Raw genomic sequence first — 26,482 nt, forward strand, 5'->3', positions numbered from 1 at the left:
CGCGGGACGGATTGACGCGGCGCCGGACGGGAAACCGGTCGGGCATGACAGCCGATCACAGCCGAGCACCGGTCCTGGAAGCCCTCGTCGAGTACCGCCGCGAGGGACGGCTGTCGTTCACGCCGCCGGGGCACAAGCAGGCGCGCGGGGCGGACCCCGCGGTGCGCGAGGTGCTGGGCGACGCCGTGTTCCACGGCGACGTGCTGGCGACGGCCGGACTCGACGACCGGCTCACCCGGGGCCGGGTGCTGCAGCGCGCCCAGGAGCTGATGGCGGACGCCGTCCACGCCGATCACACGTTCTTCTCGACGTGCGGGAGTTCCCTGTCGGTGAAGGCGGCGATGCTGGCGGTCGCGGGGCCGCACGAGAAGCTACTGATCGGCCGGGACGCCCACAAGTCCGTGGTCTCGGGGCTGATCCTGTCCGGCATCGAGCCGGTGTGGGTGGAACCGCGCTGGGACGCGGAGCGGCATCTGGCCCATCCGCCGTCCGCCAAGGCGTTCGAGGAGGCCTTCGCCGCCCACCCCGACGCCAAGGGCGCCCTGGTCACCAGTCCGACGCCGTACGGCGCGAGCGCCGACCTGCGGGCCGTCGCCCAGGTCTGCCACCGGCGTTCGGTGCCGCTGATCGTGGACGAGGCGTGGGGGGCGCACCTGCCCTTCCACCCCGATCTGCCGTCCTGGGCGATGGACGCGGGCGCCGACGTCTGCGTGACCAGCATCCACAAGATGGGCAGCGGTCTGGAGCAGGGCTCGGTGTTCCATCTGCGCGGCGACCTGGTGCAGCCGAAGCTCCTCGGCATGCGCGCCGACCTGCTGAGCACCACGAGCCCCTCGGTGCTGATCTTCGCCGGTCTCGACGGCTGGCGCCGGCAGATGGCGCTCGGCGGACAGGAGCTGATGGGCGGGGCGCTGGAACTGGCGGCCGACGTGCGCGCGGCGATCGAGGAGATCGACGGCATGCACGTCAACGACCGGGACGACTTCTGCGGCCCCGGGGCGGCCCACGGCTTCGATCCGCTGCCGGTCGTCATCGACCTCGACGGGCTCGGCATCTCGGGCTTCCGGGCGGCGGACTGGCTGCGGGAGAACCGCGGCGTGATCGCCCACATCACCGACCACCGCCGCATCGGCGCTCAGATCACCCACGGCGACGACCGGGAGACCGCCGACGAACTGCTCACCGCGCTCAAGGACCTCGCCCGCGCCGCCCCCGGCCTCGCCCCCGCTCCGCGGGTCGAGGTGCCGTCGCCGGCCGAGCTGCGGATGCCGCAGGTGTGCCTGCCCCGGGACGCGTTCTTCGGGCCCACCGAGGACGTGCCCCTGGACCGGGCCGCCGGGCGGATCGCTGCGGAGATGATCACGCCGTATCCGCCGGGCATTCCGGCCGTGCTGCCGGGTGAGCGGCTGGCCGGGCCGGTCCTGCGCTATCTGCGCAGCGGCCTGGAGGCCGGGATGTACCTCCCCGACCCGACCGATCCGGCGCTGGAGACGGTCCGGGTCGCCGCGGAGCACGGCGAGTGAGACGGATCACGTGACGGCGGGCCGGTTTCGCGGAACGGACCAAGATGGTTTAGCGTTCATCCATACGTGGCGACGGAGTCGACCGAAACGTCCTCCGCGGTCACCGCTTACGGCCCTGGCCGGCCTCCCCCGTCCGGCCAGGGCTTTTTCATGTCCTCGCACTCCCGTCCCCGGTTCCGGCACGGAATCCGTACGGGATCCCGCCGTCCGCCGAGGTGCTCAGTGCGGCGACAGCGACTGAAATGGGCAGAGGGAAAGACCCGGAACCGAATCGCCGGCGAGGAGTCCCCTGCCATGACCAAAGCGATCAAACTCCTGACCGCCCTGCCCCTCCCCCAGCGTGAGCGGCTGATGAGGCTCGCCCGGGAGGTCTCCTTCCCGGAGGACGACCGGATCTTCGAGGCGGGGGGCAGGGCGGACCGCTTCTGGGTCATCCGCTCCGGCGCGGTCTCCCTGACCCAGCAGGTGACGTCCCTGCAGCGGGTCACGGTCGCCAGTCTCGGCGTCGGCGACCTGCTCGGCTGGTCCTGGCTGTTCCCGCCCTACGAGTGGGACTTCGGCGCCGAGGCGTTCAGCCCGGTGCGCGCCTACGAGTTCGACGCGGCCGCGGTGCTCGACCTGTGCGAGGAGGACCCGTCGCTGGGCATCGTGCTGGTGCGGTCGGTCGCGGAGATCCTCGCCCACCGGCTGGAGTCCACCAGGGGCCGGCTCATGGAGCACTACGCGATGCACGGGCGCGGCTCCCTGTGAGGGGCGGTCAGACGCGGTAGCGGCGCAGCGCCGGCACCGCGACGGCCAGGGCCAGCATCACCGCCACGACGAGCAGCCCGCCGCCGGCCACGGCCTCGCGCGCACCGAAGGCGGAGCCCGCGCCGCCGTGCAGGACGTCGGCCAGTCGGGGACCGCCCGCCACGACGACGGTGAACACACCCTGCATGCGCCCGCGCATCTCGTCGGTGGCGGCGGACAGCAGGATCGCCCCGCGGAACACCATGGAGACCATGTCGGCGACGCCGGCCACGGCCAGGAACGCCACCGCGAGCCACAGGCTGCCGCTCAGGCCGAAACCGGTGATGGCGGCCCCCCAGACGACGACCGCGCCGATCACCATCCAGCCGTGCCGGCGGGCCCGCGAGAAGGTGCCGGAGAACAGTCCGCCGGCCACCGCGCCGATGGGGATCGCCGCGAACAGCAGGCCGAGCGCGAGCCCCTCGCCGTAGGGCGCGTACGTCTCGGCGGCGAGTTGCGGGAACAGGGCCCGGGGCATGCCGAGGACCATGGCGACGATGTCGGCCAGGAAGGACAGCAGCAGCACCTTGTGCCCGGCGATGTAGCGGAAGCCGGCCACGACCTCGCGCACGCCCGCGCGCCGCACCGCCGTGCCCGCCGACGGCGGCAGGGAAGGCAGCTTGTAGACGGCCCACACGGTGACGCACAGGGCCAGGGCGTCGATCAGGTACAGCTCGGGCAGTCCGATCACCGGTATCAGCGCACCGGCGAGCAGCGGGCCGACCACCTGCCCGGTCTGCATGACGGTCGAGCCGAGGGCGTTGGCGGCGGGCAGCTCGTCCTCGGGCACCAGGCGGGCGATGGAGGCGTTGCGGGCCGGGGCGTTGAGGCCCCAGAAGGCCTGTTGCAGCGCGAGCAGCAGCATCAGCGCGGCCACCGACTCCAGGCCGGCGACCGCCTGTGTCCAGAAGAGCAGCGAGGTCACCGCGATGCCGGTGTTGGTGATCAGCAGCAGCTTGCGGCGGTCCATGGTGTCGGCCACCGCACCGCCCCACAGCGCGAACACGACGAGCGGCAGCAGACCGGCGAGGCTCGCGGCGCCGACCCAGGCCGAGGAGCCGGTGATGTCGTAGATCTGCTTCGGTACGGCGACCGCGGTGAGCTGGCTGCCGACGGCCGTGACGATGGTCGAGGACCACAGTCTGCGGTAGGCCGGGCGGCGCAGCGGGCGGGTGTCCATGGCCCAGCGGCGCCACCCCCGCTGCCGTGCTCCGTCCGGCGCCGGGACCTTCGTGTCCGGTTCGGTGGCGCTCTCGCCGCTGCTCTCGCTGGTGTCCACGCGCTTCCTACGTGCTCGGTACATCTTCCGGTTGCGGGGATCACTATCGCAGCTCCGTTCGAGCACACCGGAGCGGCCGGGGGCCTGAGCCGGGCCCGGTCCGGCTCAGGCCCCGGCGACGAGGGAGAGGCCGAGGACGATCATGGTGGCGGCCACCAGGCCGTCCAGGACCCGCCAGGCCGCGGGCCGGGCCAGGAAGCGGCCGAGGTAGCGGGCGCCGAAGCCGAGCGCGGCGAACCAGACCAGGCTGGCGACCGCGGCCCCGAGGCCGAAGGTCCAGCGCAGCGGCCCCCGGTCGGCGGCGACGGAGCCCAGCAGGAAGACCGTGTCGAGGTAGACGTGCGGGTTGAGCCAGGTCAGCGCCAGGCAGGTGAGCACGGCCCGGCGGCGCGAGCCCGCGGCGTCGCCGTCCGTCCGCAGCGCGCCGGACGGACGGAACACCCGCCGGGCGGCCAGGGCGCCGTAGCAGAGCAGGAAGGCACCGCCGATCCAGCCGACGGCGGTCAGCGCGCCCGGCCAGGCCACCACCACGGCACCGACCCCGCCGACGCCGAGGGCGATGAGCACGGCGTCGGACAGCGCGCAGATCCCGACCACGGCGAGGACCGCGTCGCGGCGGACCCCCTGCCGCAGGACGAAGGCGTTCTGGGCGCCGATGGCGACGATGAGCGAGAGTCCGGTGCCGAAGCCGGCGGCGGCCGCCGTGAGGGCGTTGTTCATGCCCTCGACGCTAAGCGGACGATCACAGGACGTACAGCTAAGGATTCTTACGTATCATTAGCCACTGTGATGACGACGTGACGCCGGCCTACGCGCCGACCTTCGCGGATCTGCCGCTGGACCACGTGCGCACCCTGCTGGCCGTGGTGGACGAGGGCACGTTCGACGCGGCCGCAGCCGCCCTGCACGTGACGCCGTCCGCGGTCAGCCAGCGGGTGAAGGCGCTGGAGCGGCGCACCGGCCGGGTGCTGCTGCTGCGCACCAAGCCGGTGCGGGCGACCGACTCCGGTGCCGTGCTGGTGCGGCTGGCCCGCCAGGTGGCGCGGCTGGAGCGGGACGCCTCGGCCGAGCTGGGCCTGCGGGGGGAGGGCGAGCCGACCCGGGTGTCGGTGGCGGTGAACGCGGACTCGCTGGCGACCTGGTTCCTGCCCGCCCTGACCCGCCTGCCCCGGGATCCCGCCCTCTGCTTCGAACTGCGCCGCGAGGACGAGGGCCGCACGGCGACGCTGCTGCGGGAGGGCGTGGTGATGGCGGCGGTGACGTCGTCGCCCGAACCGGTGCCGGGCTGCACGGTCCGGGAGCTGGGCCGGATGCGCTATCTCCCCTGCGCCGCTCCCGAATTCGCCGCCCGGCATCTGGCGGGGCCGCCGCGGGAGTCCGTCGCCGACGTCCCCGTGGTGGTCTTCGACCGGCGGGACGACTTCCAGGACGCCTTCGCGCGGCGGCTCGGCCACGAGGGCGCGAGTGCCGTGCGGCACCACGTGCCGACCTCGGAGGGTTTCGCCGAGGCCGTCGCCGCCGGTCTCGGCTGGGGCATGGTGCCGCAGCCGCAGGCGGATCCACTGCTGGGCACCGGCCGGCTCGTCTGCTTCGCCCCGGACCTGGCGGTGGACGTCACGCTGTACTGGCAGCAGTGGAGGCTCGACTCCCCCGCGCTGGCCGCGGTGGCGGACGCCGTGGTGACGGCGGCCGCGCGGGCGCTGCGCCGGTAGGCGCCCGGCACCGGCACGGCGACCCGGGGCGGTCTCGCCGGTTTCGCACCGCTGTCGACCGGTCACCCGCAACGGAGTAGGCCATGCCCGAAGACGCGAACGATACCGATCGCAGGTGACTTTGATGGACAACTGGCGAGAGCACGCCGCATGCCGGACGGAGGATCCCGACCTCTTCTTCCCGATCGGCACCACCGGCCCGGCCGCATTGCAGACCGAGCAGGCGAAGGCGGTCTGCCGGACCTGTCCGGTCCAGGAGCAGTGCCTGCGCTGGGCGCTCGACACCGGACAGACCATCGGAGTCTGGGGCGGCACCGGCGAATTGGAACGCCGGGCGCTCAAGCGGCGCGAGGCATCGCGGCGCAGGTCCGGCTGATCCCCGGCGCCCTCGCCGGACACAGCCCGGCAGCAGCATCGTCGGCCGTGGGAGGACCGCCATGAGCGTGCGCGTACGACGCGTCTACGACCCGCCGGAGCCGGACGACGGCGTGCGGGTCCTGGTGGACCGGCTGTGGCCCCGGGGCGTGTCGAAGGACGCGGCGCGGGTGGACGAGTGGCCCAAGGGGCTCACCCCGTCGACCGGGCTGCGCCGCTGGTACCACGCGGGCGAGGGCTCGTACGAGGAGTTCGCGCGCCGGTACGAGGCGGAGCTGACCGCCCCGGAGGCGAGCGAACTCCTCGACCGCGTACGGGACATGGCCGGGGCGGGCGATGTGACGCTGCTGACCGCGGCCAAGTCGCCCGGCGAGAGCCACGCCGCCGTGCTGCTCCGCCTCCTCGACGAGGGCTGAGGGGCGCGGAGCGGCCGACGGGCGCGCGTCGCTCAGGCGGTCTGCCGTGCCGCGGCCCGGCCCGCCGCCCGTCCGGAGAACAGGCAGCCGCCGAGGAAGGTGCCCTCCAGCGCGTTGTACCCGTGCACCCCTCCCCCGCCGAATCCGGCCACCTCACCGGCCGCGTACAGGCCCTCGACCGGGGTGCCGTCGGCGCCCAGGGCACGGGAGTCGAGGTCGGTCTGGATGCCGCCGAGGGTCTTGCGGGTGAGGATGTGCAGTTTGACGCCGATCAGCGGACCCGCCGCGGGATCGAGGATGCGGTGCGGGGTGGCGACCCGGCCGAGGCGGTCACCGATGTAGCGGCGGGCGTTGCGGATGCCCTGCACCTGGGCGTCCTTGGCGTAGGGGTTGGCCAACTGCAGGTCGCGGGCCTCGATCTGGCGCCGGAGCGCCGCGGCGTCCAGGAGCGGCTCGTCGGTCAACCGGTTCATCTTCTCGACCAGTTGCTCCAGGTCCGGCGCGGTCACGAAGTCGGCGCCGTTGCGCAGGAACGCGTCCACCGGGCCCGGTGCCCCCCGGCCCAGCACGCGTTCGCGCAGGAAGCCGGCGCGGTCCTTGGCGGTGATGTCGGGGTTCTGCTCGGAGCCGGAGAGCGCGAACTCCTTCTCGATGATCCTCCGGGTGAGGACGAACCAGGAGTGGTCGTGTTCCGCGAGACCCTCGGCCGTGCGCAGATGGCGCAGGGTGCCCAGGGTGTCGTAGCCGGGCAGGTACGGCTCGGGCAGCCGGCGGCCGAGCGCGTCGAACCACATGGAGGACGGCCCGGGCAGGATGCGGATGCCGTGACCGGGCCAGATCGGGTCCCAGTTGCGCACGCCCTCCGTGTAGTGCCACATCCGGTCCCGGTTGACCAGGCGGGCGCCCGCCTCGGCGCTGATGTCGAGCATCCGCCCGTCGACGTAGGCGGGGACGCCGGTGACCATCTCGGCGGGCGGGGTGCCCAGACGCTCGGGCCAGTGGCGGCGGACGATGTCGTGGTCGGCGCCGATGCCGCCGGAGGTGACGACGACGGCCTGGGCGGTGAGTTCGAACTCACCGGCCGCCTCGCGGCTGGAGGCGACGCCGCGCGGTGAGTCGTCCGGCGCGAGGACCGTGCCGCGCACCCCGCGCGCGGTGCCGCCCTCGACGACCAGGTGGTCGACGCGGTGGCGGTGGTGAACGGTGAGCAGCCCGTCCCGCACGGCCTGCTTCGCGTATCGCACGAAGGGCTCGACGACCCCCGTGCCGGTGCCCCAGGCGATGTGGAAGCGGGGTACCGAGTTGCCGTGCCCGCCCGCCCTCAGGTCACCGCGCTCGGCCCAGCCGACGGTGGGCAGGAAGGTGATGCCGTGCCCGGCCAGCCAGGACCGCTTCTCCCCCGCCGCCCACTCGACGTACGCCCGCGCCCAGCGCACCGCCCAGGAGTCCTCGTCCTCGGTCCGGTCGAAGCCGGCGCTGCCCTGCCAGTCGTTCCAGGCCAGGTCGAAGGAGTCCTTGACGCCGAGCCGGCGCTGCTCCGGGGAGTCGACGAGGAAGAGGCCGCCGAAGGACCAGAAGGCCTGCCCGCCGAGATTGGCCGCGTTCTCCTGGTCCACCAGGGCGACCCTCCTGCCCCGGCTGGTCAGCTCGTGGGCCGCGACCAGGCCCGCCAGACCCGCTCCGACCACGATGACGTCGGCATCCATGGCGACCGTCCCTTCCTGTTCTGTCATTGACGCGTGCTGCCGTCGGCGAGCAGCGCGGTGAGCAGCTGTCCCAGCCAGACCCGGGCGCCTGCCACGTCCCGGTCCAGGAGCAGTCGGGTGGTGACCCCGTCGTAGGCGGCGACCACGGCGTGCGCGGCTTCCCCGGCGTCGCCGAGGACGGCGGGCAGCGCGGTGTGTCCGCGGGCCCGGGCGAGCCGGTCGGCGATCGCGCGCCTGAGGCGGGCCCGGTGCTCCAGCAGGACCCGGGCGACCTCCGGGTCGCGGGCGGCGTGCACCAGGAAGTCCGTCTTCACCAGGAGCCAGTCGCGGTCGAGGAGCAGCACCTCGGTGACGCGCTCCACGGCGGCGGGCACGTCCAGGTCGGGTCCGTCGGCGGCGAGGGCGGCGGTCACCTGTTCGGCGATCAGGTCGGCCCGTTGCTCGTAGAGGGCGAAGAACAGCTCGTCGAGGCTGTCGAAGTTGGAGTAGAAGGCGCCCCGGCTGTACCCGGCGGCCTCGCAGACCTCCTCGATCGACACCCGCCCGAAGCCCTTGGCGGCGAACACCGCGAACGCGGCGTCCAGGAGGTTCGCGCGGGTGCGCACGCGCCGCCTGGTCACCCGCCCGGTGGTCGCCTTCGCCGTCATGTCCGGCCCCTTCGCTCGGTGCGATGCGCGAATGTATCGGATACATCGGCGTATCGAAAGAGGCGGCCACGGAAGAGAGGCTCACGAGCGGTTAGAACACATTTTCGAACAAGGAGTAGGCTGGTCCCATGACCACGCACCTCCAGGGCTCGCTCTTCGACCAGACCGACGAGGTCCGGCTGGGCCCGCTCGACGGACTGCGCCGCACCCACCTCGGCGCCGGAGCCTGGATCGACCTGCTCCCCGGGTGGCTGAGCGGCGCCGACGCGCTGTTCGAGCGGTTGTCCGCCGAGGTCCCCTGGCGCGCGGAGCGGCGGGAGATGTACGAGCGCGTCGTCGACGTGCCCCGGCTGCTGGCGTTCTACGGCGCGGCCGACCCGCTGCCGGACCCCCTGCTGGCCGAGGCGCGCGACGCGCTGTCGGCCCACTACGCCGAGGAGCTGGGCGAGCCCTTCACCACCGCGGGCCTGTGCCACTACCGCGACGGCCGGGACAGCGTCGCCTGGCACGGGGACCGGACCGGGCGCGGCGCCCGCCAGGACACGATGGTCGCCATCCTCTCGGTGGGCGCGCCCCGGGACCTGCTGCTGCGCCCGGCGGGCGGCGGCGGCGGGCGGACCGTGCGCCGCCCGCTGGGCCACGGCGACCTGATCGTGATGGGCGGCTCCTGCCAGCGCACCTGGGAGCACTGCGTCCCCAAGAGCACCCGCGCCGCCGGGCCCCGCATCAGCGTCCAGTTCCGCCCGCACGGCGTGCGCTGAGGGCCGGTCGACCGCCCGCGCACGGTTTCTGGTTGGCTGTTCCGCGCGGGGGCATCCGACCTGGAACGCGGGAGACCATGAGCGCGGACGTACGGCAAGTGGCCGACGGCACCTACCTGGTGCACGGCGGCAACACCAACTGGGTCATCCTCACCGACGGCGACGCGGTGACCCTCGTCGACACCGGCTACCCCGGCGACCGCCGGGCACTGCTCGACTCACTGGCCGCCGTCGGGAGTTCACCCGAGGCGGTGGTGGCCGTGCTGATCACCCACGCCCACAACGACCACCTGGGCTCGGCCGAGTACCTGCGCGCCACCCACGGCACCCCGGTCCTGCTGCACGAGGCCGAGGTGCCGCACGCGCGGCGGGACTTCCTCCAGCAGGTGTCGGTCGGCACGGTGCTGCGCAACGCCTGGCGCCCCGGCGTACTGCCGTGGATGGCGCACGTGCTGCGCACCGGCGGCACCGAACAGCACCCGGTGACCGCTCCCGCGCCCTTCCCGGCGGACGGTGCCCTCGACCTGCCCGGCCGGCCCGTGCCGGTGCACACCCCCGGGCACACCGACGGCCACTGCGTCTACCACCTCCCCGACGCGGGGGTGGTGATCTCCGGCGACGCGCTGGTGAGCGGGCACGCCATCTCCCGGATCGAGGGACCGCAGCTGCTGCCCGACCTGTTCCACCACGACCGGACGCGCGCGATCGCCTCGCTCGACGTCATCGCCGGGCTGGCGGGGGACGTGCTGCTGCCGGGCCACGGTCCGGTCCACCGGGGGCCGGTGAAGGACGCCGCGGACCTGGCCCGGGAACGGGCGTTCTAGAGTCGGGGCATGGCCTTGCAGATCAGCGCCACCAATCCGGAGCACCCCGCGCTCCTGCTCGAACTGCCCTGGCAGCTGCCGCTGGAGCAGTGGCCCGAGGAGTGCCTCGTGCCCCTGCCCCGCGGCATCTCCCGGCACGTGGTCCGCTACGCGCGCGCCGGGGACGAGGTGATCGCCGTCAAGGAGCTGGCCGAGCGGCCCGCGCTGCGCGAGTACCAGCTGCTGCGCGACCTGGACCGGCTCGCCATCCCGGCGGTGGACGCGCTGGCCGTGGTCACCGGCCGCTCCGACGCCGCCGGTGAGGCGCTGGAACCGGTGCTGGTCACCCGGCACCTGGGCGGCTCGCAGCCGTACCGGTCGATGTTCGAGACGACGCTGCGCCCGGCGACCATGCACCGGCTGATGGACGCCCTCGCGGTGCTGCTGGTCCGGCTGCACCTGGCCGGGTTCGCCTGGGGGGACTGCTCGCTGTCCAACACCCTCTTCCGGCGCGACGCGGGCGCCTACGCCGCCTACCTGGTCGACGCCGAGACCGGGGAACTGCACCCGCGGCTGAGCGAGGGCCAGCGCGACTACGACCTCGACCTCGCCCGGGTGAACATCAGCGGGGAACTGCTCGACCTGGAGGCCTCGGGGGCGCTGCACCCCTCCGTCGACCCCGTCGACTTCGGCACCGAGATCTGCGCCCGCTACCGGAGCCTGTGGGAGGAGCTGACCCGCACCTCCGTCTATCCGGCGGGCAAGTACCACTACATCGAGCGCCGGATCCGGCGCCTGAACGACCTCGGTTTCGACGTGGCCGAGATGCAGATCGAGCACGCCTCCAACGGCGACACCGTCACCTTCGTGCCCAAGGTCGTCGACGCCGGTCACCACCAGCGCCAGCTGCTGCGCCTGACCGGCCTGGACGCCGAGGAGAACCAGGCCAGGCGGCTGCTGAACGACCTGGAGAGCTGGATGGCCACCCAGGACGACTACGCCCCGGGCGATCCCCTCGGCGCCCGCCCGGAGGTACTCGCCCACCGCTGGGTGCGCGAGGTCTTCAGGCCCACCGTGCGCGCCGTGCCGCTGGAGCTGCGCGGGGCGATGGACCCGGCGGAGATCTACCACGAGCTGCTGGAGCACCGCTGGTACCTGTCCGAGCGGGCCCAGCACGACATCGGCCTGGACACGGCCGTCGAGGACTACCTCGTCAACATCCTGCCCACGGCCCGGGAGACCCTGCGGCCCACGGCGGACTGAGCGGCGCGGCCAGGGCTCAGGTGTGCGGGACCACCGCCACCGGGCACCCCGCGTGGTGCAGCACGCCGTGCGCCACCGAGCCGATCCGGGCGCCGACGGCCGTACGGCGGGCGCGGCGGCCGACGACCATCAGCTGGGCGTTCGCGGACACCGACAGCAGCACCTGGCCCGCGCTGCCCATCTCCACGTGTTCGACCACCGGGACGTCGGGGAAGCGCTCGCGCCACGGTGCGAGCGCCTCGCCGAGCGCCTTGTACTCGTACTGCTCCAGGCCCCCGGCCTCGTCGGCCAGCGCCATCGAGCCGGGGCTGTAGGTGAAGACCGTCGGCAGGGCCCAGGCCCGCACGGCGCGCACGGTGGCCCCCCGCGCGGCGGCCGCCTCGAAGGCGAATCCGATGACGTCGGCGCTGTCCTCCGGCTCGCCCTGCTGGCCCACGACGACCTCGCGGCCCGCGGCCTCGGCGGCGGCCTCGTCACCGGCCCGCACGAGGACGACCGGCCGGGTCGCCTCGGCGATCACCTGCCGGCCGACCGAGCCGAGCAGGAAGCCGACGACCGCCCCGTGGCCGCGCGAGCCGAGGACCAGCGTCTCGGCCCCGGCCGCGGCGGCGAGCAGCGCCGCGACGGCGTCGCCCTCGCGGACGTCGGTGGTCACCGTGAGGTCGGGGTGCCGTTCGGTGACCGTCCCGACCGCCTGGGCGAGGGCATCGCGCGCCCAGGCCTCCTGCGTCTCCCGGTCCACCGTGCCGGCCGCGCCCTGCCCCTGGAACCGCCAGGCGTGCACGACGTGCAGCGGGGCCCGGCGGCGGACCGCCTCCCTCGCCGCCCAGGCCAGTGCGGCCAGGCTCTCCTCCGAACCGTCCGAGCCTGCCGTGATCGGGCGCGTCATACGGGTCCCTCCCTGGGTCGCGGGAACGTCGTTCTCGCGGCCCAGTCTTCCCCAAGCCCTCCGCACGGCCGCACGGGGGGAGCGGACGCACGCCGGTGGTGTCCCCCCGCCGCCCGAGCGAGGACCGGCGATCGAACATACGATGGCCGCAGGCCGGTGCGGTGACGGGGACGCCGTGCCGTGAATCCGGCCGCTCGACGTGGGGGACGTATGGCACAGGCCGACGGGGAGACACGGACCGTCATCATGACCGTGGACGACGATCCGGGGGTCTCCCGTGCCGTCGCCCGCGACCTGCGGCGGCGCTACGGGGCCACGTACCGGATCGTGCGCGCGGAGTCCGGCGAGTCGGCGCTCGGCGCACTGCGGGAACTGAAACTGCGCGGCGACCTGGTGGCCGTGATCCTCGCCGACTACCGGATGCCGCAGATGAACGGCATCGAGTTCCTGGAACAGGCCCTGGACGTGTATCCGGGCGCCCGGCGGGTGCTGCTGACCGCGTACGCGGACACCAACGCGGCGATCGACGCGATCAACGTCGTCGATCTGGACCACTACCTGCTCAAGCCCTGGGACCCGCCCGAGGAGAAGCTCTACCCGGTCCTGGACGACCTGCTGCAGGCCTGGCGCACCGGCGACCACCGTCCGGTGCCCAGCACCAAGGTCGTCGGGCACCGCTGGTCGGCGCGGTCCTCGGAGGTCCGGGAGTTCCTGGCCCGCAACCAGGTGCCCTACCGCTGGTACTCCGCGGACGAGCCGGAGGGGCGGCGGCTGCTGTCGGCGGCCGGGCAGGACGGACAGCGGCTTCCGGTGGTGATCACGCCGGACGGGACCCCGCTGGTGGAGCCGGAGGCGCCCGACCTGGCCGCGCGGGTGGGCCTGGCGACCACGCCGACGGCCGACTTCTACGACCTGGTGGTGATCGGCGGCGGCCCGGCGGGGCTCGGCGCGGCCGTGTACGGGGCCTCGGAGGGGCTGCGGACGGTCCTGGTGGAGCGGTCGGCGACGGGCGGGCAGGCCGGGCAGAGCTCCCGCATCGAGAACTACCTGGGCTTCCCCGACGGTGTCTCCGGCGGCCAGCTCACCGAGCGGGCCCGGCGGCAGGCGGCGAAGTTCGGCGCCGAGATCCTCACCGCACGGGAGGTGACCGGCCTGGAGGCGAACGGCGCGGCGCGGGTGGTCCGGTTCTCGGACGGCTCGGAGATCGCCGCGCACAGCGTCATCCTGGCGACCGGCGTGTCCTACCGGCAGCTGACCGCGCCGGGCACCCACGACCTGGCCGGCTGCGGGGTGTTCTACGGCTCGGCGCTGACCGAGGCGGCCTCCTGCCAGGGCCACGACGTGTACATCGTCGGCGGTGCCAACTCGGCCGGGCAGGCGGCGATGTACCTGGCCAGGGGCGCCAAGTCCGTGACGCTGCTGGTGCGCGGCGACTCCCTGGCGGCGTCGATGTCGTACTACCTGATCCAGCAGATCGAGGAGACGCCCAACATCCACGTGCGCTGCGGCACCGTCGTCGAGAGCGCGCACGGCGACGGCCACCTGGAGCGTCTGACCCTGCGCGACGCGGTCGGCGGCGGCACCGAACTCGTCGACGCGCAGTGGCTGTTCGTGTTCATCGGCGCGGCCCCGCTGACCGACTGGCTGGACGGCACGGTGCTGCGGGACGAGCGCGGCTTCATCCTCGCCGGGCCGGACCTCACGCCGGACGGGCGGCCACCGGCCGACTGGGAGCTGGACCGGCCGCCGTACCACCTGGAGACCAGCGTCCCGGGCGTGTTCGTGGCGGGCGACGCCCGCGCGGAGTCCGCCAAGCGGGTCGCGTCCGCCGTCGGAGAGGGAGCCATGGCCGTGATGCTCGTCCACCGGTACCTGGAGCAGTCGTGAGCGGGCGGCCGATGCCGTGCAGCCCCGAGAAGATCGGGAAGCTGTTCCTGTTCGAGGGGCTGACGCCCGAGCAGCTGGGCCGGCTGTGCGCCGAGGGCCGGGTGGAGCTGTTCGACCCGGGCCCCGTGTACGCGGAGGGCGAGGACGCCACCTGCTTCTACGTGATGCTGGAGGGGACGGTCGTGCTGACCCGCCGGGTCGGCGGGGACGAGGTGGAGACCAACCGCACCTCGCAGCGCGGGGTGTACGCGGGCGCGATGCAGGCGTACGTCGGCGACCGGGTGCCGCAGGTCTACAACAACTCGATGCGGGTCACCGAGCCGACGCGGTTCTTCGTGCTCCCTGCCGACACCTTCGCGGCCGTCATGCGGGAGTGGTTCCCGATGGCGGTGCATCTGCTGGAGGGGCTGTTCTTCGGGTCCAAGAACACCCAGCGCGCCATCGGCCAGCGCGAGCGGCTGCTGGCGCTGGGATCGCTGTCCGCGGGTCTCACCCACGAGCTGAACAACCCTGCGGCGGCCGCGGTGCGGGCCACCTCGACGCTGCGGGAGCGGGTGGCGAAGATGCGGCACAAGCTCGCCGTGATCGCCGAGGGCCCGTTCTCCCGCGACGCGCTCGCGGGGCTCATCGAGATACAGGAGCGCACGGCGGAGCGAGTCGCCAAGGCGCCCTCGCTCAGCCCGCTGGAGGCCGCCGACCGGGAGGACGCCCTCGGCGACTGGCTGGAGGACCACGGGATCGAGCAGGGCTGGCAGCTGGCGCCGACCTTCGTGCAGGCCGGTCTGGACACCGAGTGGCTGGAGCAGGTCGCGGCGGCCGTGGACGCGGAGATCCTGCCGGGAGCGGTCGGCTGGCTCAACTACACGGTCGAGACCGAGCTGCTGATGAACGAGATCGCGGACTCCACCGCCCGCATCTCGCACCTGGTGGACGCGGCCAAGCAGTACGCGCAGCTCGACCGGGCACCCCACCGCACGGTCGACGTCCACGAACTCCTCGACAGCACCCTGCTGATGCTCTCCGGGAAGATCGGCCCGCGGATCGAGGTCGTCAAGGAGTACGACCGTACGGTGCCCCCGGTCCCGGCGTATCCGGCGGAGCTGAACCAGGTGTGGACCAACCTGATCGACAACGCGGTCGCCGCGGTGAACGGCGCGGGCGGTGAGGGGACACTGACCGTGCGGACGGCGCTCCACCACGACCGGCTGCTGGTGGAGTTCCGGGACACCGGCACCGGGATCGCGCCGGAGATCCGGGAGCGCATCTTCGACCCGTTCTTCACCACCAAACCGGTGGGCGAGGGCACCGGGCTCGGTCTGGACATCTCCTGGCGGATCGTGGTCAACAAGCACCACGGCAGCCTCCAGGTCGAGTCCGTGCCGGGCGACACCCGTTTCCAGGTGCTCCTGCCGCTCACCGCCGCGGAAGCCGATCCGACCGATCCAGCCGATCCGACCGAGGAGCCGGTATGACCAGCGACACCGGAATCGACCCCACCGTTCCGCCGAGCGGCACCGGCTGCGCCGAGTGCGACGCGGCCGGCGGCTGGTGGTTCCACCTGCGGCGCTGCGCGAGCTGCGGCCACGTCGGCTGCTGCGACAGCTCGCCGGGACAGCACGCGACCGGCCACTACCGGTCCACCGGGCATCCGGTGGTGCAGAGCTTCGAGCCGGGCGAGGACTGGTACTGGGACTACGCGACCAACGAGGTCCGCGAGTCGGGCCCGGACCTCGCCCCGCCCGGCAGCCACCCGGCCGACCAGCCGTCGCCCGGCCCGGCGGGCCGGGTCCCGGCCAACTGGGCGGCCGCCCTCCACCGCTGACCCGGCCGCGGGGCCGGGGAACGGGGAGGCTCGCCGCCCGGCCCGCGTGTCAGGATGGGCGGCGTGTCGCAGACCTCACTCACCAGCCCGCTCGTCGGCCGCGAGGACGAACTCGCGCGTCTCACCGGCGTACTGGAGCGCGCCCGCGCCGGCGAGGCCCGCGCGGTCCTGGTCGCCGGGGACGCCGGGGTCGGCAAGACCCGGACCCTGGACGAGGTCGCCGGGCGGGCCGCCGCGGCCGGGACGACCGTGCTCACCGGTCACTGCGTGGACCTGGGCGACGTGGGTCTGCCGTATCTGCCGTTCACCGAGATCCTGGGCCTGCTCGCCGCCGACGAGCGGTTCGCCGCCGTGCTGGCCGGGCATCCGGTGGCCGACCGGCTGCTCGGCGGCGGCCCGGACGACGGGACCGACGCCGCGCCCTCGCGGCTGCGGCTCTTCGAGGGCGTGGCCGCCCTGCTGACCGACCTGGCGGACGTCGCACCGCTGCTGCTGGTCCTGGAGGACCTGCACTGGGCCGACCAGTCCTCCCGGGACCTGCTGAGGTTCCTGCTCAGCCGGGGAGTCCTGCAGCGTCCGGCGGGCGGGGCGCCCGGCCACCGGCTCGCGCTGTTCGCCTCCTACCGGGCGGACGACCTGCACCGCCGCCACCCGCTGCGCCCGCTGCTGGCCGAGCTGGTGCGCCTGCCCGGCGTGGAGCGGCTGGAGCTGCGTCCGCTGCCGGACGCCGACGTGGCCCGGCTGGTGCGCTCGCTGCGGCAGCGGCGGCTGCCGGACACCACCGTGCGCCGGATCGTCGAACGGGCCGAGGGCAACGCCTTCTACGCCGAGGAGCTGGTCGCCGCCACGGACGCGCCGGCCGGTGGCGTCCCCAGCGGGCTGGCCGACGTCCTGCTCATCCGCTTCGAGCAGTTGTCCGAGACCGCCCAGCAGGTGCTGCGCACCGCCGCCGTGGCGGGCCGCCGGGTGGGGCACGACCTGCTGCGGGACGCCGTCGGGCTGCCCGAGGAGGAGCTGGAGTCGGCACTGCGCGAGGCGGTGGAGCGGCAGTTGCTGGTCTCCGGCGACGGGGGCGCCTACTCCTTCCGGCACGCCCTCGCCCGGGAGGCGGTCTACGCGGACCTGCTGCCCGGTGAACGGGCCCGGCTGCACGGCGCGTTCGCCCGGCTGCTCGCCGGTCCGGACCGCCGGTCGGACCACGCGGCCGAACGCGCGCACCACTCCCGCGAGAGCCACGACCTGCCGGAGGCGCTCGCCGCGTCCCTGGAGGCCGCCGACCACGCCCAGCGGGTCGGCGCGCCCGCCGAGGAGCTGCGGCACGTCGAGGCGGCGCTCGACCTGTGGACGGTGGTCGACGCCGCCGCGCGTCCCGCCGGACCCGACGCGGTGACGCTGACGCTGCGCGCCTCGGCGGCCGCCGTGCACGCCGGTGAACTGCACCGCGCGGTCTCCCTCACCCGCTCCGCGCTGGCGGGCCTCGGCCAGGACGCGGACCTGGAGCTGGCCGCCCGCGTCCGCTACACCCTGGCCGGCAATCTGCTGAGCGTCGACAACCTGGAGTCCGCGTACGCCCACAGCAGCGAGGCGCTGGGCCTGATCCCCGCCGAGCCGCCCTCGTCGACGTGGGTGTGGGCGGCGGCCACGCATGTGACGGCGGCCCGCCAGGTCGGTGAGAACGAGACGGCGCTGCGGGTGGCCCGCCGGGCGCTGGGGGCCGCCGAGGAGCTGGGGGTCACCGACGCCCGCGCCGATCTGCTGATCTCCCTGACGAGCCTGGAGGGCCACAACCGCGCCACCCCCGAGGGCCGGGAGCGGCTCCTGGAGGCACGCGAGCTGGCGCGGCGGGCGGGCAACGCGCCCGTGGAGCTGCGGGCGCTGTTCAACCTCGCCATCGGCTGCTTCGAGTCCGGCGACCTGGAGGAGTGCCTGCCCTGGGCGTCGGAGGGACTGGACCGGGCCCGCCGCTCCGGGCTGCTGTCCTCGCCGTACCCGCGGGAGATGCGGTATCTGCGGCTGCTGGTGCGGTACACGCTGGGCCACTGGGACGAGGTGCTGCGCGAGTCCGCCGGGGACGCCGGGGAGCGGCCGGCCCTGGACGGCCACGCCCTCGGGCCCGGGCTGTACGTGGCGCTGGCGCGCGGTGACTCGGGGGCGGCCGACCGGGCACGCGCCCTGTTGAGCGGGCCGTTCGACTGGATGGCGCGGATGGTCGCGGGCATCGTGCTGACCGACGCGGCGGCGCTGCGCGGGGACGCGGAGGACGCCGTGCGGTGGATGCGGTCCAGCGTCGAGACGCTCACCGAGGCGGGCACCCGGCCCACCGTGACCCTCCGCCTCGCCACCCTCGCGCTGTCCGCCGTCGCCGACACCGTGAGCGAGCTGCGCCGGGCCGGGGACGACGCCGGGGTGGCCCGCTGGAAGGAGACGGCGGCCGAACTGCTGGCCGACGCCCGCTGGTCCGCCGCGCACGGCTACGACGACGACCCGCAGGGCCCGGAGGGCCAGGCGTGGCTGGCGCGCGCGGAGGCCGAGTGGTCCCGGGTCGCCGACGCCGCTCCGGACCCGGCGGCGTGGGAGAAGGCGGTGGCCGCGTTCACGTACGGCGACGCCTACGAACGGGCGCGGTGCAGGCTGCGGCTGGCCGAGACCCTGCTGGCCGCCGACCGCCGCGAGGAGGCGGCCGCCGAGGCCGACGCCGTACGCCGGGAGGCCGACCGGCTCGGCGCGACGGTGCTGCGCGAGCGGCTCGACGACCTGGCCCGCCGGGGCCGGCTCACGGGCCCGGCACCGGCCGGAGCGGGCGCCGCGGCGCTGACCGCCCGTGAGCAGGACGTGCTGCGGCTGCTCGCGCTGGGGCACAGCAACCGCCGGATCGGGGAGGAGCTGTTCATCAGCGCCAAGACCGCCAGCGTGCACGTGTCCAACATCCTCGCCAAGCTGAACGCGGCCAGCCGCACGGAGGCGGTCGCGGTCGCCCACCGGCAGGGCCTGATCGCCCCGGAGCCGACGTCGTCGCACTGAGGCCGGCCCCGGGAACCCCCGCCGCCGGGCGGACGTTGACCCGGCACCGGTACCCGGAGCGCGCACCACGACACAGGACGGCACGATGAGCGACTTGGTCCCCGGGGGCAACGTCCCTCTGCCGGGCGGCCCCGTGAGCATACGGGTGCCCGCCGGCTTCGACGTGTCGGCGCTCGTCACGGACGACGACGGCAAGGTCGGGAGCGACGAGGACTTCGTCTTCTACAACCAGCCGGAGGCGCCCGGCGCGAGGCTGCGGGGGGACACGCTCACCGTCGATCCGGCGCGGCTGCGGCCGGGCGCCACCCGGGTGACGGTGGCGGTCGGCCCGTCGGACCCCGGCACCGCCCTGAGCGCGCTCCCCTCCCCCACCGCCCATGTCACCGACGCCCGCGGCCGGGCCGTCACCCGGTTCACCCCCGCGCGTGCCGGGCAGGAGACCGTGCTGCTGCTCGTGGAGTTCTACCGGCGCGGCGAGGGCTGGAAGGTGCGCGCCCTGGGGCAGGGGTACGCGGACGGACTCGCCGGACTCGCCCGGGACTTCGGCGTGGAGGTGACCGACGAGGCGCCCCCGGAGTCCGCCGCGGGGCCGGACCCGGTCACGCCGGGGGCCGAGTCCGACGGCTTCCTGGGGCTGGTCAACCCGGCCCGCGCCGCAGCCGGTTCGCCCTCGGTGCGGGCCGACTCCCGGCTGCTCGCCGCGGCCCGGGCGCACGCCGCCGCCATGGCCGCCGCGGGCACCCTGAGTGTCGAGACGCGGGACGGCGTCTCGGTCCACCAGCGTGTCGTCTCGGCCGGGTTCGCGTATCTCACCGTCGGCGAGCACCTGGTCTCGGGCCCGCGCACGCCCGCCGAGTTCGTCGCGTACTGCCTGCGCACCGAGCGCACCCGGCGCACGCTGCACGACGGCCGCTTCACGCACGCCGGGTGGGCGCACGCCACCGGCGGGCCCGCGGGCGACACGTACTGGACGGCGGTGTGGGCGGTGCCGCTCACCCCGGACGGCCTGGCCCGTACGACGTCGGAAGTCGTCGCCCTCACCAACCGGGCGCGGGCGGGGGCGGGGCTGCCCGCCCTGTCCGCCGACGCCCGGCTGACCGCCGCGGCGCAGGCGCACAGCGCGGACATGATGGCCCGCGACTTCTACTCCCACACCGATCCGGACGGCGGCAGGCCCTGGGACCGGGCCGCCGCCGCGGGCGCCGCCCGGCGCACGGTCGGCGAGAACATCGCCTGCGGCCAGCGCTCCCCCGCCGACGTGGTCGAGGGCTGGATGAACAGCCCGGGGCACCGGGCCAACATCCTCAAGGCCGACTTCACCCACATCGGTGTCGGGCTGGCCGGCGGCGGCCGGGCGGGCACGTACTGGACCCAGCTCTTCGGGGGCTGAACGCGTCCACCGGCCCCGGATCTTGGCGGAACGGGACACTCCGGGACAGGATGCCGTCATGAAGGGTGACCTCTTTTCCAGCGAGCACATGGTGCAGCCCGCCACAGCGCCGGGCATGACCGTCCAGAACTCCAAGTGCATCCGTTACGCGGTGAACGGCGAGATGCTCGCCCGGCAGGGCGCGATGATCGCCTACCGGGGCGATCTCCAGTTCGAACGCAAGGGTCAGGGCGTGGGCGGCATGCTCAAGCGCGCGGGTCACCGGCGAGGGGCTGCCGCTGATGGCGGTGCGCGGACAGGGCGAGGCCTGGTTCGCGAACGAGGCCCAGAACTGTTTCATCGTCGAGGTGGAGCCGGGAGACGAGTTCACCGTCAACGGCCGCAACGTCCTGTGCTTCGACGCCTCGTTGTCCTACCGCATCGCCACCGTCAAGGGATCGGGCATCGCCGGTGGCGGACTGTTCAACAGCGTTTTCACCGGACACGGCCGGCTGGGCCTGGTGTGCGAGGGCAATCCGCTCGTCATCCCGGTCTCGCACCAGTACCCGGTCTACGTCGACACGGACGCGATCGTCGGCTGGTCCGCGGGGCTCTCGACCTCCCTGCACCGTTCGCAGTCGATCGGCTCGATGCTGCGCGGCGGTTCGGGCGAGGCGGTCCAGCTGCTGCTCCAGGGCGAGGGCTTCGTCGTCGTGCGGCCGAGTGAGGCGACGCCGCAGAAGACGCAGCAGCACTGACCCCTTCTTCCTCCCCCGGGATCCGTGTTGACCTTGGGTGCGTCGCGCGAAAGGGTGCGAGGGGGCGCGGATCACCGCCCGCGCCGGAAGGAAGAGTGCCTTGATCGGGATCACGGAGATCGAAGCCGCGGCCGAGCGGATCGCCGGACATGTCGTACGCACCCCGACCGTGCCCAGCCCGGGGCTGTCCGCGCTGCTCGGCGTCCCGGTCACCGCGAAGCTGGAGCTGCTCCAGCGCACCGGCTCGTTCAAGGCGCGCGGTGCCACGGCGAAGCTGCTGTCGCTGACCGAGGCCGAGCGGGCCGCCGGTGTCGTCGCGGTCAGCGGCGGCAACCACGGCATCGCGGTGGCGGTGATGTCCGCCGCCCTCGACGTGAAGGCCACGGTGGTCATGCCGCGTACGGCTCCGGCCCGTTCCGTGGAGATCGCGGAGGAGGCGGGCGCGATGGTGCGGCTCACCGACGGCATGGACAGTGCCTTCGCGCTCGTCGCCCGGCTCCGTGAGGAGGGGCTGACCCTGGTCCACCCCTTCGACGACCCCGTGGTGATCGCCGGACAGGGCACCGTGGGACTGGAGTTCGCCGAGGACGCCCCGGACCTCACCGACGTGCTGGTGAGCATCGGCGGCGGTGGGCTGATCGCGGGCGTGGCGGCGGCGCTGCGGGCGCTGCGGCCGGGGGTGCGGATCTGGGGCGTGGAGACCGAGGGCGCCGAGGCCATGTCCCGGGCGCTCGCGGCGGGCGGGCCGCTCGCGGTGCCCCTGTCCTCGGTCGTCACCACGCTCAGCGCGCCGGCCGTCTCCCAGGTGACGTACGACCATGTGGCGGAGCTGGTCAGCGAGGTGCTCGTGGTGCCGGACCGGGAGGCGGTGCGGGGTTCGCTGGCACTCGCCGAGCACGCGAAGGTGTGGACCGAGCCCGCCGCCGGCTGTCTGCTCCCGGCGGCCCGGCGGGTCGTGGAGCGGGTGGGCGGCGACGCCCGGATCGGGCTCGTGGTGTGCGGGGGCAATGCCACGGTGGCCGACATGGCGGTGTGGGCGGACCGTTTCGGACTGCGCTGACGCGGGACCTGGTGCGGCCCCGGCGGGCCCCGTTTTTGAAGAAGGGTCAGAAACGGGGCCGCCGGGCGCGTTCGCTGAACGCATCCCCGTCCCCCCGACGTACCTCTGGTCGAGCAGAGAGCCGGCGGTGCGAACGAGGGAGGGCCATGGGCAGGGCGCACGTCTCCCCACACGAGCTGGTCGCCGGGCGCTACCGCCTGTTCGAGGTCGTCCAGCGCGAGACGAACCGTGTCTGCTGGTCCGGGGAGGACGCGACGACGGGCCGCCCGTGCCTGGTCACGCAGATCGCGCTGCCGGAGGCAGGGCCCGGTGAGGCCGTCCGCCGGGCCCCGGACCGGGTGATCCGCACCGGCGGGACCATGGCCTCGCTGTGCCCCGGGCGGATCGCCGTGGTGCTCGACGCGGTGGTCGCGGACGGCATGCTGTGGACGGTGACCGAATGGGTCGCCGGTGTTCCGCTCGGTGACCTCCTCGACCGCCGGGGCGCGTTCGACCACGCCCGGGCCGCGCGCGTCGGCCTGGAGCTGCTGGCGGTGCTGGAGGCGGCGCACACCCACGGCGTGACGCACGGCGAGCTGAGCCCGGGGCAGGTGTTCGTGCGCGAGGAGGGCTCCGTCGTCGTCACCGGTTTCGGGCTGGCCGGCGCCACCCTCGCCCCGCGGCTGACCGCACCCGCGTACGCCTCGCCCGAGCAGGCCCGCGACGAGCGGATCGGGCCCGCGGCCGACCTGTGGACGCTGGGCGCGATCCTCTACACGATGGTCGAGGGCCGGCCGCCGTTCCGGGACCGGGGCCGGCCGGAGGCCACGCTGCGGGGGGTGGACCGGCTGCCGCTGCGCACGCCGGTGCGCGCCGGTCCGCTCGCCCGGGCCGTGCAGGGACTGCTGCGCAAGAACTCCCGGGAGCGGCTGACCCGCCCGGTGGTGCGCGCGGCCCTCACCCGGGCGCTGACGGAGGAACCCGGCACCCCCGTGACCGAGGTGGCCACCCGGCCGGGGCTGCGCGGTGTGTACGCCGCCGCCCGGCGGGCCGGCCGCGACCGGTCGCGGCGGGCCATGGCGGCCGGGACGGCCCTGGCCCTCGTGACCGTCGCGGTCGCCGTCCTGGCGGTCCTCACCGTCACCGACGGGCTCCCCGGCACGGACGACGGCGCCGCCCCGGACGCCCGGCAGCGCTCCTCGTCGCCCGCCGCCCCGCCCACCGGCTCCGACTCCGACTCCGGTCCCGGCCCCGGTTCCGGTTCCGCGCCGCCCTCCTCCCCCGCCGTCAGCCCGAGCCCGAGCGCCTCACCGTCGCGGCCGGATGTCCCCGTTCCGGCCGGGTTCCGCCGCTACGAGGCGCCGGAGGGCTTCTCCGTCGCCCTTCCCGGCAGCTGGCGCCGACTGGACACCTCGCGGGTGCCGGACGGCGCGTACCGGGTGGTCTTCGGCGCGTCCGGCGACCCGCGCACCCTCGCCGTCACCTACAGCAGGAGCGCGGGCACGGACCCGGTGGCCGTCTGGCGCGACGACGTCGAGCCGGACCTCGCACGCTCGGACGACTACCGACGGATCGGCGAGATCCGCGCGACCACCTACCGGGGGCGTGCGGCGGCCGACATGGAGTGGCTGGCCGGGGGCGACGGCACCCGGGTCCACACCTTCGGCCGCGGCTTCCTGCTCGGCGGCGGACGCAGCTTCTCGCTGCGCTGGACGACTCCGGCGGGCGACTGGGACGACACCGCGAACGAGCGGGCGCTCGCCGCCTTCCTGGCGACCTTCCGGGAGGATGCGAGCTGACCCCTTCCGCGCCGTTTCCACCTGTTTTCCCTCGGCCCGTGCGGGGACTCGGCCGCCATGGCACACATCGGATACACGATGATGACCGAGCAGGCCGGCCCGCGGGAACTCGTCGGCCATCTGGTGCGGGCCGAGGAGGCGGGCTTCGACTTCTCGGTGACCTCGGACCACTACTTCCCCTGGCTGCGCTCACAGGGCCACGCCCCCTACGCGTGGAGCGTGCTGGGCGCCGCGGCGCAGGCGACCTCCCGCATCCCGCTGATGACGTACGTGACGTGTCCGACGTTCCGCTACCACCCGGCGGTGGTGGCGCAGAAGGCGGCGACGCTTCAGTTGCTGTCCGGGGGCCGGTTCCGGCTGGGTCTCGGATCGGGCGAGAACCTCAACGAGCACGTGGTGGGCGGCGGCTGGCCGTCCGTCGACGTACGGCACGAGATGCTCCAGGAGGCCGTGGAGATCATCCGCGGACTGTTCGCGGGCGGTCACGTCAACCACCGCGGCACGCACTTCGACGTGGAGTCGGCCCGGCTGTGGGACCTGCCGGAGAGCGCGCCGCCCATCGGCATCGCCGTCTCCGGCGAGCGTTCCTGCAAGCTGGCGGGCGAGTCCGCCGACCTGGTGATCGCCACCGAACCGAAGGCGGGGCTGCTGGAGTCCTTCGACCGGCACGGCGGAACGGGCAAGCCGCGCGTGGGCCAACTGCCCGTCTCCTACGACCCCGACCGGGACACGGCGATCAAGCGGGCCCACGCGCAGTTCCGGTGGTTCGGCAGCGGCTGGAAGGTCAACTCCGAACTGCCGCACCCGGACTCCTTCGAGGCGGCCACGCAGTTCGTGACGCCCGACGACGTCGCCGAGTCCATCCCGTGCGGCGACGACCCGGACGCCTTCGTGGCAGCCGTGCGCCCCTACGTCGAGGCCGGGTTCACCGAGATCGCCCTGGTGCAGATCGGCGGCGAGTCGCAACCCGCCTTCCTGGACTGGTCGGAGAAGACCCTGCTGCCCGCGCTGCGCGAGGAGTTCGGCCGCGACTGAAACCCCGGGACAGGCGAATCACCCGGATGGCTGAGCATCTTGCCGCTGTGCGGGGTACTAGGAGGCTTTACGTCCGTCCTCCTGGAGGCCCTCGTGAACACCGCCGTGCACAAGACCCTGGTCGTGCAGCTCCAGGCGGGCGACACCGCCCACCGGTTCCCCGTGCTCGCGCACTTCGGGTACGACGCGGCGGACCCGTTCGCCCTCACCGTGGTCTTCAGCCACGACGGCCGGGTGCTGGCCCGCTGGGCGCTGGACCGGGAGATGGTCGCCGAGGGGCTCACCCGTCCGGTGGGCGTGGGCGACGTGCGGCTGCGGCCGGAGTCCCGGGGGATGTGGGACGAGCTGCGCATCGAACTCCTGGGCGACGACCGGGCCGACGGAGGCCGCCACCGTGCCGTGGTGTTCGCGTGGGCCGCGGCCGTCGACGCCTTCCTGCGCGAGACGCACACGGTGGTCCGGCCGGGGCGGGAACGCGTACACGTCGACGACTTCCTCGCCGAGCTGACGGCGGAGGGGTGACGGCGGAGGGGTGACAGCCGCGGGACCGCGGACCGCGGCTGCTCAGCGGGTGTGGCGGTGCCGGGTCCACAGCGGGATCCCGAACCAGCACAGCAGATACCAGAGCACCACTCCGGTGACGAGGTAGGGCACGAAACCGTCGTGGGTCGCGACGCGCAGGATCAGCAGCAGCGAGCAGGCCGTCGTGGCGAGCAGCAGCACCAGGCCGAGCACGGTCAGCCGCGACGCCCACCGCACGGCCTGGGGCTTCACCCGCCGTCCGGAGACCAGGCGGTGCAGGGACACCGGGCCGATCAGGGCACCGGTCGTCACGGCGCCGAGGACCACCGTGATCAGGTAGATCATCTGATCGGTGTCCGAGAGGCTCTCGTACTTCGGCTGGAACACGACCGTCAGCAGGAAGCCGAACAGGATCTGCACGCCCATCTGCGCGACGCGGACCTCCTGGATCAGCTCCGTCCACATCCGGTCCGCCCGCTCCTCCTCGGTCTCGTTGCGGCCCCTGCGGCGAACCTGTCCCTCGGCCGGTTCCGAGTCCGAGTGCGTCACGTCTTCCTCCCGTGGGCCATCGCCTGCGTCCCCTTCCCTGTTCCCGGGATCCCTCCACTCAGGCGCCGGGCCGGCGCGGCGACCGCCGGTTTGGCTGATCGGGGGAGGGTTACACGGGCCGGGACCGACCGACGCGTGGCAAGGAAGGCGAAGGATGTCCGACACTCAGCTCACCGTGACGCTCGACGGCGGCGGCATCGACGACGCGCGGGCGATCGTCCGCGCCCTGGAGGGGGTCTTCGGGGCTCCCGACGGCCCGCCCTCCGACGAGGGGGCGACGGTGCGCACCGCGACCTTCGGCTCCCCCGGCACCCCGCAGGCCGCGGACGCGCCCCCGCGGGCAGCGGACGGCACGCTGTCCGCGCCCGTGACGGTCACCGTCCAGGGCACTCCGCAGGCCGTGGAGGCGGCGAGCGAGACGCTGTCCCGCGCCTTCACCGCACGCGACGACGGAGTGGCCTCGGGCGACCAGGAGCGGGAACGGCAGTTGCTCCTGGTGCCGTGAGGCGAGGCCCCGT

24 protein-coding genes and 1 pseudogene are annotated in these 26,482 nt (G+C 74.1%); 19 read left to right on the plus strand and 6 right to left on the minus strand.

The features are described 5' to 3' along the window. The first annotated feature begins 44 nt into the window (after positions 1 to 44). Entirely contained in the window at positions 45 to 1,523 is a 1,479-nt protein-coding gene (locus tag ACZ56V_RS15855; protein WP_468942729.1) for an aminotransferase class I/II-fold pyridoxal phosphate-dependent enzyme, read from the plus strand. Positions 1,524 to 1,817: 294 nt separating this feature from the next. After that, positions 1,818 to 2,273 carry a cyclic nucleotide-binding domain-containing protein gene (locus ACZ56V_RS15860; protein ID WP_104631308.1) on the plus strand — a complete coding sequence of 152 codons (456 nt, stop codon included), beginning with the start codon at positions 1,818 to 1,820 and terminating at the stop codon, positions 2,271 to 2,273. A gap of 7 nt (positions 2,274 to 2,280) precedes the next feature. Here ACZ56V_RS15860 and ACZ56V_RS15865 read toward each other — a convergent pair whose 3' ends face one another. Together ACZ56V_RS15865 and ACZ56V_RS15870 are read right to left on the minus strand one after the other, a co-directional pair. Then, positions 2,281 to 3,615 (minus strand): MFS transporter, encoded by a 1,335-nt coding sequence (locus ACZ56V_RS15865; protein ID WP_398910179.1) that lies wholly within the window; start codon positions 3,613 to 3,615, stop codon positions 2,281 to 2,283. Positions 3,616 to 3,696: 81 nt separating this feature from the next. Further along, positions 3,697 to 4,311, minus strand: a complete 615-nt coding sequence (locus ACZ56V_RS15870) for a LysE/ArgO family amino acid transporter (protein WP_398910181.1) — start codon at positions 4,309 to 4,311, stop codon at positions 3,697 to 3,699. 77 nt (positions 4,312 to 4,388) lie between these two features. Between ACZ56V_RS15870 and ACZ56V_RS15875 the strand changes: the two genes are divergently transcribed. The 3 genes from ACZ56V_RS15875 (at position 4,389) to ACZ56V_RS15885 (ending at position 6,094) form a co-directional block, all read left to right on the plus strand. Continuing rightward, positions 4,389 to 5,303 carry a LysR family transcriptional regulator ArgP gene (locus ACZ56V_RS15875; RefSeq protein WP_398910183.1) on the plus strand — a complete coding sequence of 305 codons (915 nt, stop codon included), beginning with the start codon at positions 4,389 to 4,391 and terminating at the stop codon, positions 5,301 to 5,303. A gap of 124 nt (positions 5,304 to 5,427) precedes the next feature. Further along, the gene (locus ACZ56V_RS15880; RefSeq protein WP_104631312.1) at positions 5,428 to 5,679 is read left to right on the plus strand and encodes a WhiB family transcriptional regulator; all 252 of its coding nucleotides are present in this window, start codon (positions 5,428 to 5,430) and stop codon (positions 5,677 to 5,679) included. Between the two features lie 61 nt (positions 5,680 to 5,740). Beyond that, entirely contained in the window at positions 5,741 to 6,094 is a 354-nt protein-coding gene (locus ACZ56V_RS15885; protein WP_467384083.1) for a DUF488 domain-containing protein, read from the plus strand. A gap of 32 nt (positions 6,095 to 6,126) precedes the next feature. Here ACZ56V_RS15885 and ACZ56V_RS15890 read toward each other — a convergent pair whose 3' ends face one another. Together ACZ56V_RS15890 and ACZ56V_RS15895 are read right to left on the minus strand one after the other, a co-directional pair. Continuing rightward, complete coding sequence (locus ACZ56V_RS15890) at positions 6,127 to 7,800, minus strand: FAD-binding dehydrogenase (protein ID WP_467384121.1); 1,674 nt, start codon at positions 7,798 to 7,800, stop codon at positions 6,127 to 6,129. 23 nt (positions 7,801 to 7,823) lie between these two features. Beyond that, positions 7,824 to 8,447: a TetR/AcrR family transcriptional regulator gene (locus ACZ56V_RS15895; protein WP_468942736.1), complete on the minus strand. Its 624-nt coding sequence runs from the start codon at positions 8,445 to 8,447 to the stop codon at positions 7,824 to 7,826. A gap of 128 nt (positions 8,448 to 8,575) precedes the next feature. Between ACZ56V_RS15895 and ACZ56V_RS15900 the strand changes: the two genes are divergently transcribed. From ACZ56V_RS15900 to ACZ56V_RS15910, 3 genes are all read left to right on the plus strand, one after another. Next, positions 8,576 to 9,208: an alpha-ketoglutarate-dependent dioxygenase AlkB gene (locus ACZ56V_RS15900; RefSeq protein ID WP_398910189.1), complete on the plus strand. Its 633-nt coding sequence runs from the start codon at positions 8,576 to 8,578 to the stop codon at positions 9,206 to 9,208. Between the two features lie 77 nt (positions 9,209 to 9,285). Then, the gene (locus ACZ56V_RS15905) at positions 9,286 to 10,032 is read left to right on the plus strand and encodes an MBL fold metallo-hydrolase (RefSeq protein ID WP_468942739.1); all 747 of its coding nucleotides are present in this window, start codon (positions 9,286 to 9,288) and stop codon (positions 10,030 to 10,032) included. 9 nt (positions 10,033 to 10,041) lie between these two features. Further along, positions 10,042 to 11,274 (plus strand): DUF4032 domain-containing protein, encoded by a 1,233-nt coding sequence (locus ACZ56V_RS15910; protein ID WP_398910192.1) that lies wholly within the window; start codon positions 10,042 to 10,044, stop codon positions 11,272 to 11,274. 16 nt (positions 11,275 to 11,290) lie between these two features. Here the strand turns inward: ACZ56V_RS15910 and ACZ56V_RS15915 are convergent, their stop codons facing one another. Beyond that, on the minus strand, positions 11,291 to 12,163 hold the full coding sequence (locus ACZ56V_RS15915; protein ID WP_467384077.1) for a universal stress protein: 873 nt from the start codon (positions 12,161 to 12,163) through the stop codon (positions 11,291 to 11,293). A gap of 210 nt (positions 12,164 to 12,373) precedes the next feature. Between ACZ56V_RS15915 and ACZ56V_RS15920 the strand changes: the two genes are divergently transcribed. The 10 genes and pseudogenes from ACZ56V_RS15920 to ACZ56V_RS15965 all read left to right on the plus strand — a co-directional run bounded on the left by ACZ56V_RS15920 (position 12,374) and on the right by ACZ56V_RS15965 (position 25,415). Continuing rightward, entirely contained in the window at positions 12,374 to 14,050 is a 1,677-nt protein-coding gene (locus ACZ56V_RS15920; RefSeq protein WP_398910196.1) for an NAD(P)/FAD-dependent oxidoreductase, read from the plus strand. Then, a complete protein-coding gene (locus ACZ56V_RS15925; RefSeq protein ID WP_468942744.1) occupies positions 14,047 to 15,522 on the plus strand; it encodes an ATP-binding protein in 1,476 nt (491 codons plus the stop codon). Before ACZ56V_RS15920 ends, ACZ56V_RS15925 begins: the two co-directional genes overlap by 4 nt. Then, on the plus strand, positions 15,519 to 15,872 hold the full coding sequence (locus ACZ56V_RS15930) for a UBP-type zinc finger domain-containing protein (RefSeq protein ID WP_398910200.1): 354 nt from the start codon (positions 15,519 to 15,521) through the stop codon (positions 15,870 to 15,872). Before ACZ56V_RS15925 ends, ACZ56V_RS15930 begins: the two co-directional genes overlap by 4 nt. Positions 15,873 to 15,926: 54 nt before the next feature. Then, positions 15,927 to 18,893, plus strand: coding sequence for a helix-turn-helix transcriptional regulator (locus ACZ56V_RS15935; RefSeq protein WP_468942747.1), 2,967 nt, complete (start codon positions 15,927 to 15,929; stop codon positions 18,891 to 18,893). An 85-nt stretch (positions 18,894 to 18,978) separates the two neighbouring features. Further along, positions 18,979 to 20,283, plus strand: a complete 1,305-nt coding sequence (locus ACZ56V_RS15940) for a CAP domain-containing protein (protein ID WP_468942750.1) — start codon at positions 18,979 to 18,981, stop codon at positions 20,281 to 20,283. Between the two features lie 58 nt (positions 20,284 to 20,341). Next, positions 20,342 to 21,020: pseudogene (locus ACZ56V_RS15945) on the plus strand (AIM24 family protein). A 100-nt stretch (positions 21,021 to 21,120) separates the two neighbouring features. Further along, positions 21,121 to 22,080: a threonine/serine dehydratase gene (locus ACZ56V_RS15950; protein ID WP_468942753.1), complete on the plus strand. Its 960-nt coding sequence runs from the start codon at positions 21,121 to 21,123 to the stop codon at positions 22,078 to 22,080. Positions 22,081 to 22,226: 146 nt separating this feature from the next. Beyond that, complete coding sequence (locus ACZ56V_RS15955) at positions 22,227 to 23,858, plus strand: serine/threonine-protein kinase (RefSeq protein ID WP_468942756.1); 1,632 nt, start codon at positions 22,227 to 22,229, stop codon at positions 23,856 to 23,858. A gap of 57 nt (positions 23,859 to 23,915) precedes the next feature. After that, positions 23,916 to 24,893 (plus strand): LLM class F420-dependent oxidoreductase, encoded by a 978-nt coding sequence (locus ACZ56V_RS15960; RefSeq protein WP_398910211.1) that lies wholly within the window; start codon positions 23,916 to 23,918, stop codon positions 24,891 to 24,893. 93 nt (positions 24,894 to 24,986) lie between these two features. Further along, positions 24,987 to 25,415 (plus strand): SsgA family sporulation/cell division regulator, encoded by a 429-nt coding sequence (locus tag ACZ56V_RS15965; RefSeq protein WP_398910213.1) that lies wholly within the window; start codon positions 24,987 to 24,989, stop codon positions 25,413 to 25,415. A 42-nt stretch (positions 25,416 to 25,457) separates the two neighbouring features. Here the strand turns inward: ACZ56V_RS15965 and ACZ56V_RS15970 are convergent, their stop codons facing one another. Further along, on the minus strand, positions 25,458 to 25,880 hold the full coding sequence (locus tag ACZ56V_RS15970; RefSeq protein WP_241965406.1) for a DUF6328 family protein: 423 nt from the start codon (positions 25,878 to 25,880) through the stop codon (positions 25,458 to 25,460). Positions 25,881 to 26,118: 238 nt separating this feature from the next. Between ACZ56V_RS15970 and ACZ56V_RS15975 the strand changes: the two genes are divergently transcribed. Continuing rightward, the gene (locus tag ACZ56V_RS15975) at positions 26,119 to 26,469 is read left to right on the plus strand and encodes a hypothetical protein (protein ID WP_398910215.1); all 351 of its coding nucleotides are present in this window, start codon (positions 26,119 to 26,121) and stop codon (positions 26,467 to 26,469) included. Positions 26,470 to 26,482: the final 13 nt, after the last annotated feature.

Source organism: Streptomyces sp. NPDC034099 (assembly GCF_055575415.1).

Bases quoted from the DNA above. Each gene is read 5' to 3' on its own strand.
- ACZ56V_RS15855 (WP_468942729.1), top strand. From the start codon at position 45: ATGACAGCCGATCACAGCCGAGCACCGGTCCTGGAAGCCCTCGTCGAG.
- ACZ56V_RS15860 (WP_104631308.1), top strand. From the start codon at position 1,818: ATGACCAAAGCGATCAAACTCCTGACCGCCCTGCCCCTCCCCCAGCGT.
- ACZ56V_RS15865 (WP_398910179.1), bottom strand. From the start codon at position 3,615: ATGTACCGAGCACGTAGGAAGCGCGTGGACACCAGCGAGAGCAGCGGC.
- ACZ56V_RS15870 (WP_398910181.1), bottom strand. From the start codon at position 4,311: ATGAACAACGCCCTCACGGCGGCCGCCGCCGGCTTCGGCACCGGACTC.
- ACZ56V_RS15880 (WP_104631312.1), top strand. From the start codon at position 5,428: ATGGACAACTGGCGAGAGCACGCCGCATGCCGGACGGAGGATCCCGAC.
- ACZ56V_RS15885 (WP_467384083.1), top strand. From the start codon at position 5,741: ATGAGCGTGCGCGTACGACGCGTCTACGACCCGCCGGAGCCGGACGAC.
- ACZ56V_RS15890 (WP_467384121.1), bottom strand. From the start codon at position 7,800: ATGGATGCCGACGTCATCGTGGTCGGAGCGGGTCTGGCGGGCCTGGTC.
- ACZ56V_RS15895 (WP_468942736.1), bottom strand. From the start codon at position 8,447: ATGACGGCGAAGGCGACCACCGGGCGGGTGACCAGGCGGCGCGTGCGC.
- ACZ56V_RS15900 (WP_398910189.1), top strand. From the start codon at position 8,576: ATGACCACGCACCTCCAGGGCTCGCTCTTCGACCAGACCGACGAGGTC.
- ACZ56V_RS15905 (WP_468942739.1), top strand. From the start codon at position 9,286: ATGAGCGCGGACGTACGGCAAGTGGCCGACGGCACCTACCTGGTGCAC.
- ACZ56V_RS15910 (WP_398910192.1), top strand. From the start codon at position 10,042: ATGGCCTTGCAGATCAGCGCCACCAATCCGGAGCACCCCGCGCTCCTG.
- ACZ56V_RS15915 (WP_467384077.1), bottom strand. From the start codon at position 12,163: ATGACGCGCCCGATCACGGCAGGCTCGGACGGTTCGGAGGAGAGCCTG.
- ACZ56V_RS15920 (WP_398910196.1), top strand. From the start codon at position 12,374: ATGGCACAGGCCGACGGGGAGACACGGACCGTCATCATGACCGTGGAC.
- ACZ56V_RS15930 (WP_398910200.1), top strand. From the start codon at position 15,519: ATGACCAGCGACACCGGAATCGACCCCACCGTTCCGCCGAGCGGCACC.
- ACZ56V_RS15935 (WP_468942747.1), top strand. From the start codon at position 15,927: ATGGGCGGCGTGTCGCAGACCTCACTCACCAGCCCGCTCGTCGGCCGC.
- ACZ56V_RS15940 (WP_468942750.1), top strand. From the start codon at position 18,979: ATGAGCGACTTGGTCCCCGGGGGCAACGTCCCTCTGCCGGGCGGCCCC.
- ACZ56V_RS15955 (WP_468942756.1), top strand. From the start codon at position 22,227: ATGGGCAGGGCGCACGTCTCCCCACACGAGCTGGTCGCCGGGCGCTAC.
- ACZ56V_RS15960 (WP_398910211.1), top strand. From the start codon at position 23,916: ATGGCACACATCGGATACACGATGATGACCGAGCAGGCCGGCCCGCGG.
- ACZ56V_RS15970 (WP_241965406.1), bottom strand. From the start codon at position 25,880: ATGTGGACGGAGCTGATCCAGGAGGTCCGCGTCGCGCAGATGGGCGTG.
- ACZ56V_RS15975 (WP_398910215.1), top strand. From the start codon at position 26,119: ATGTCCGACACTCAGCTCACCGTGACGCTCGACGGCGGCGGCATCGAC.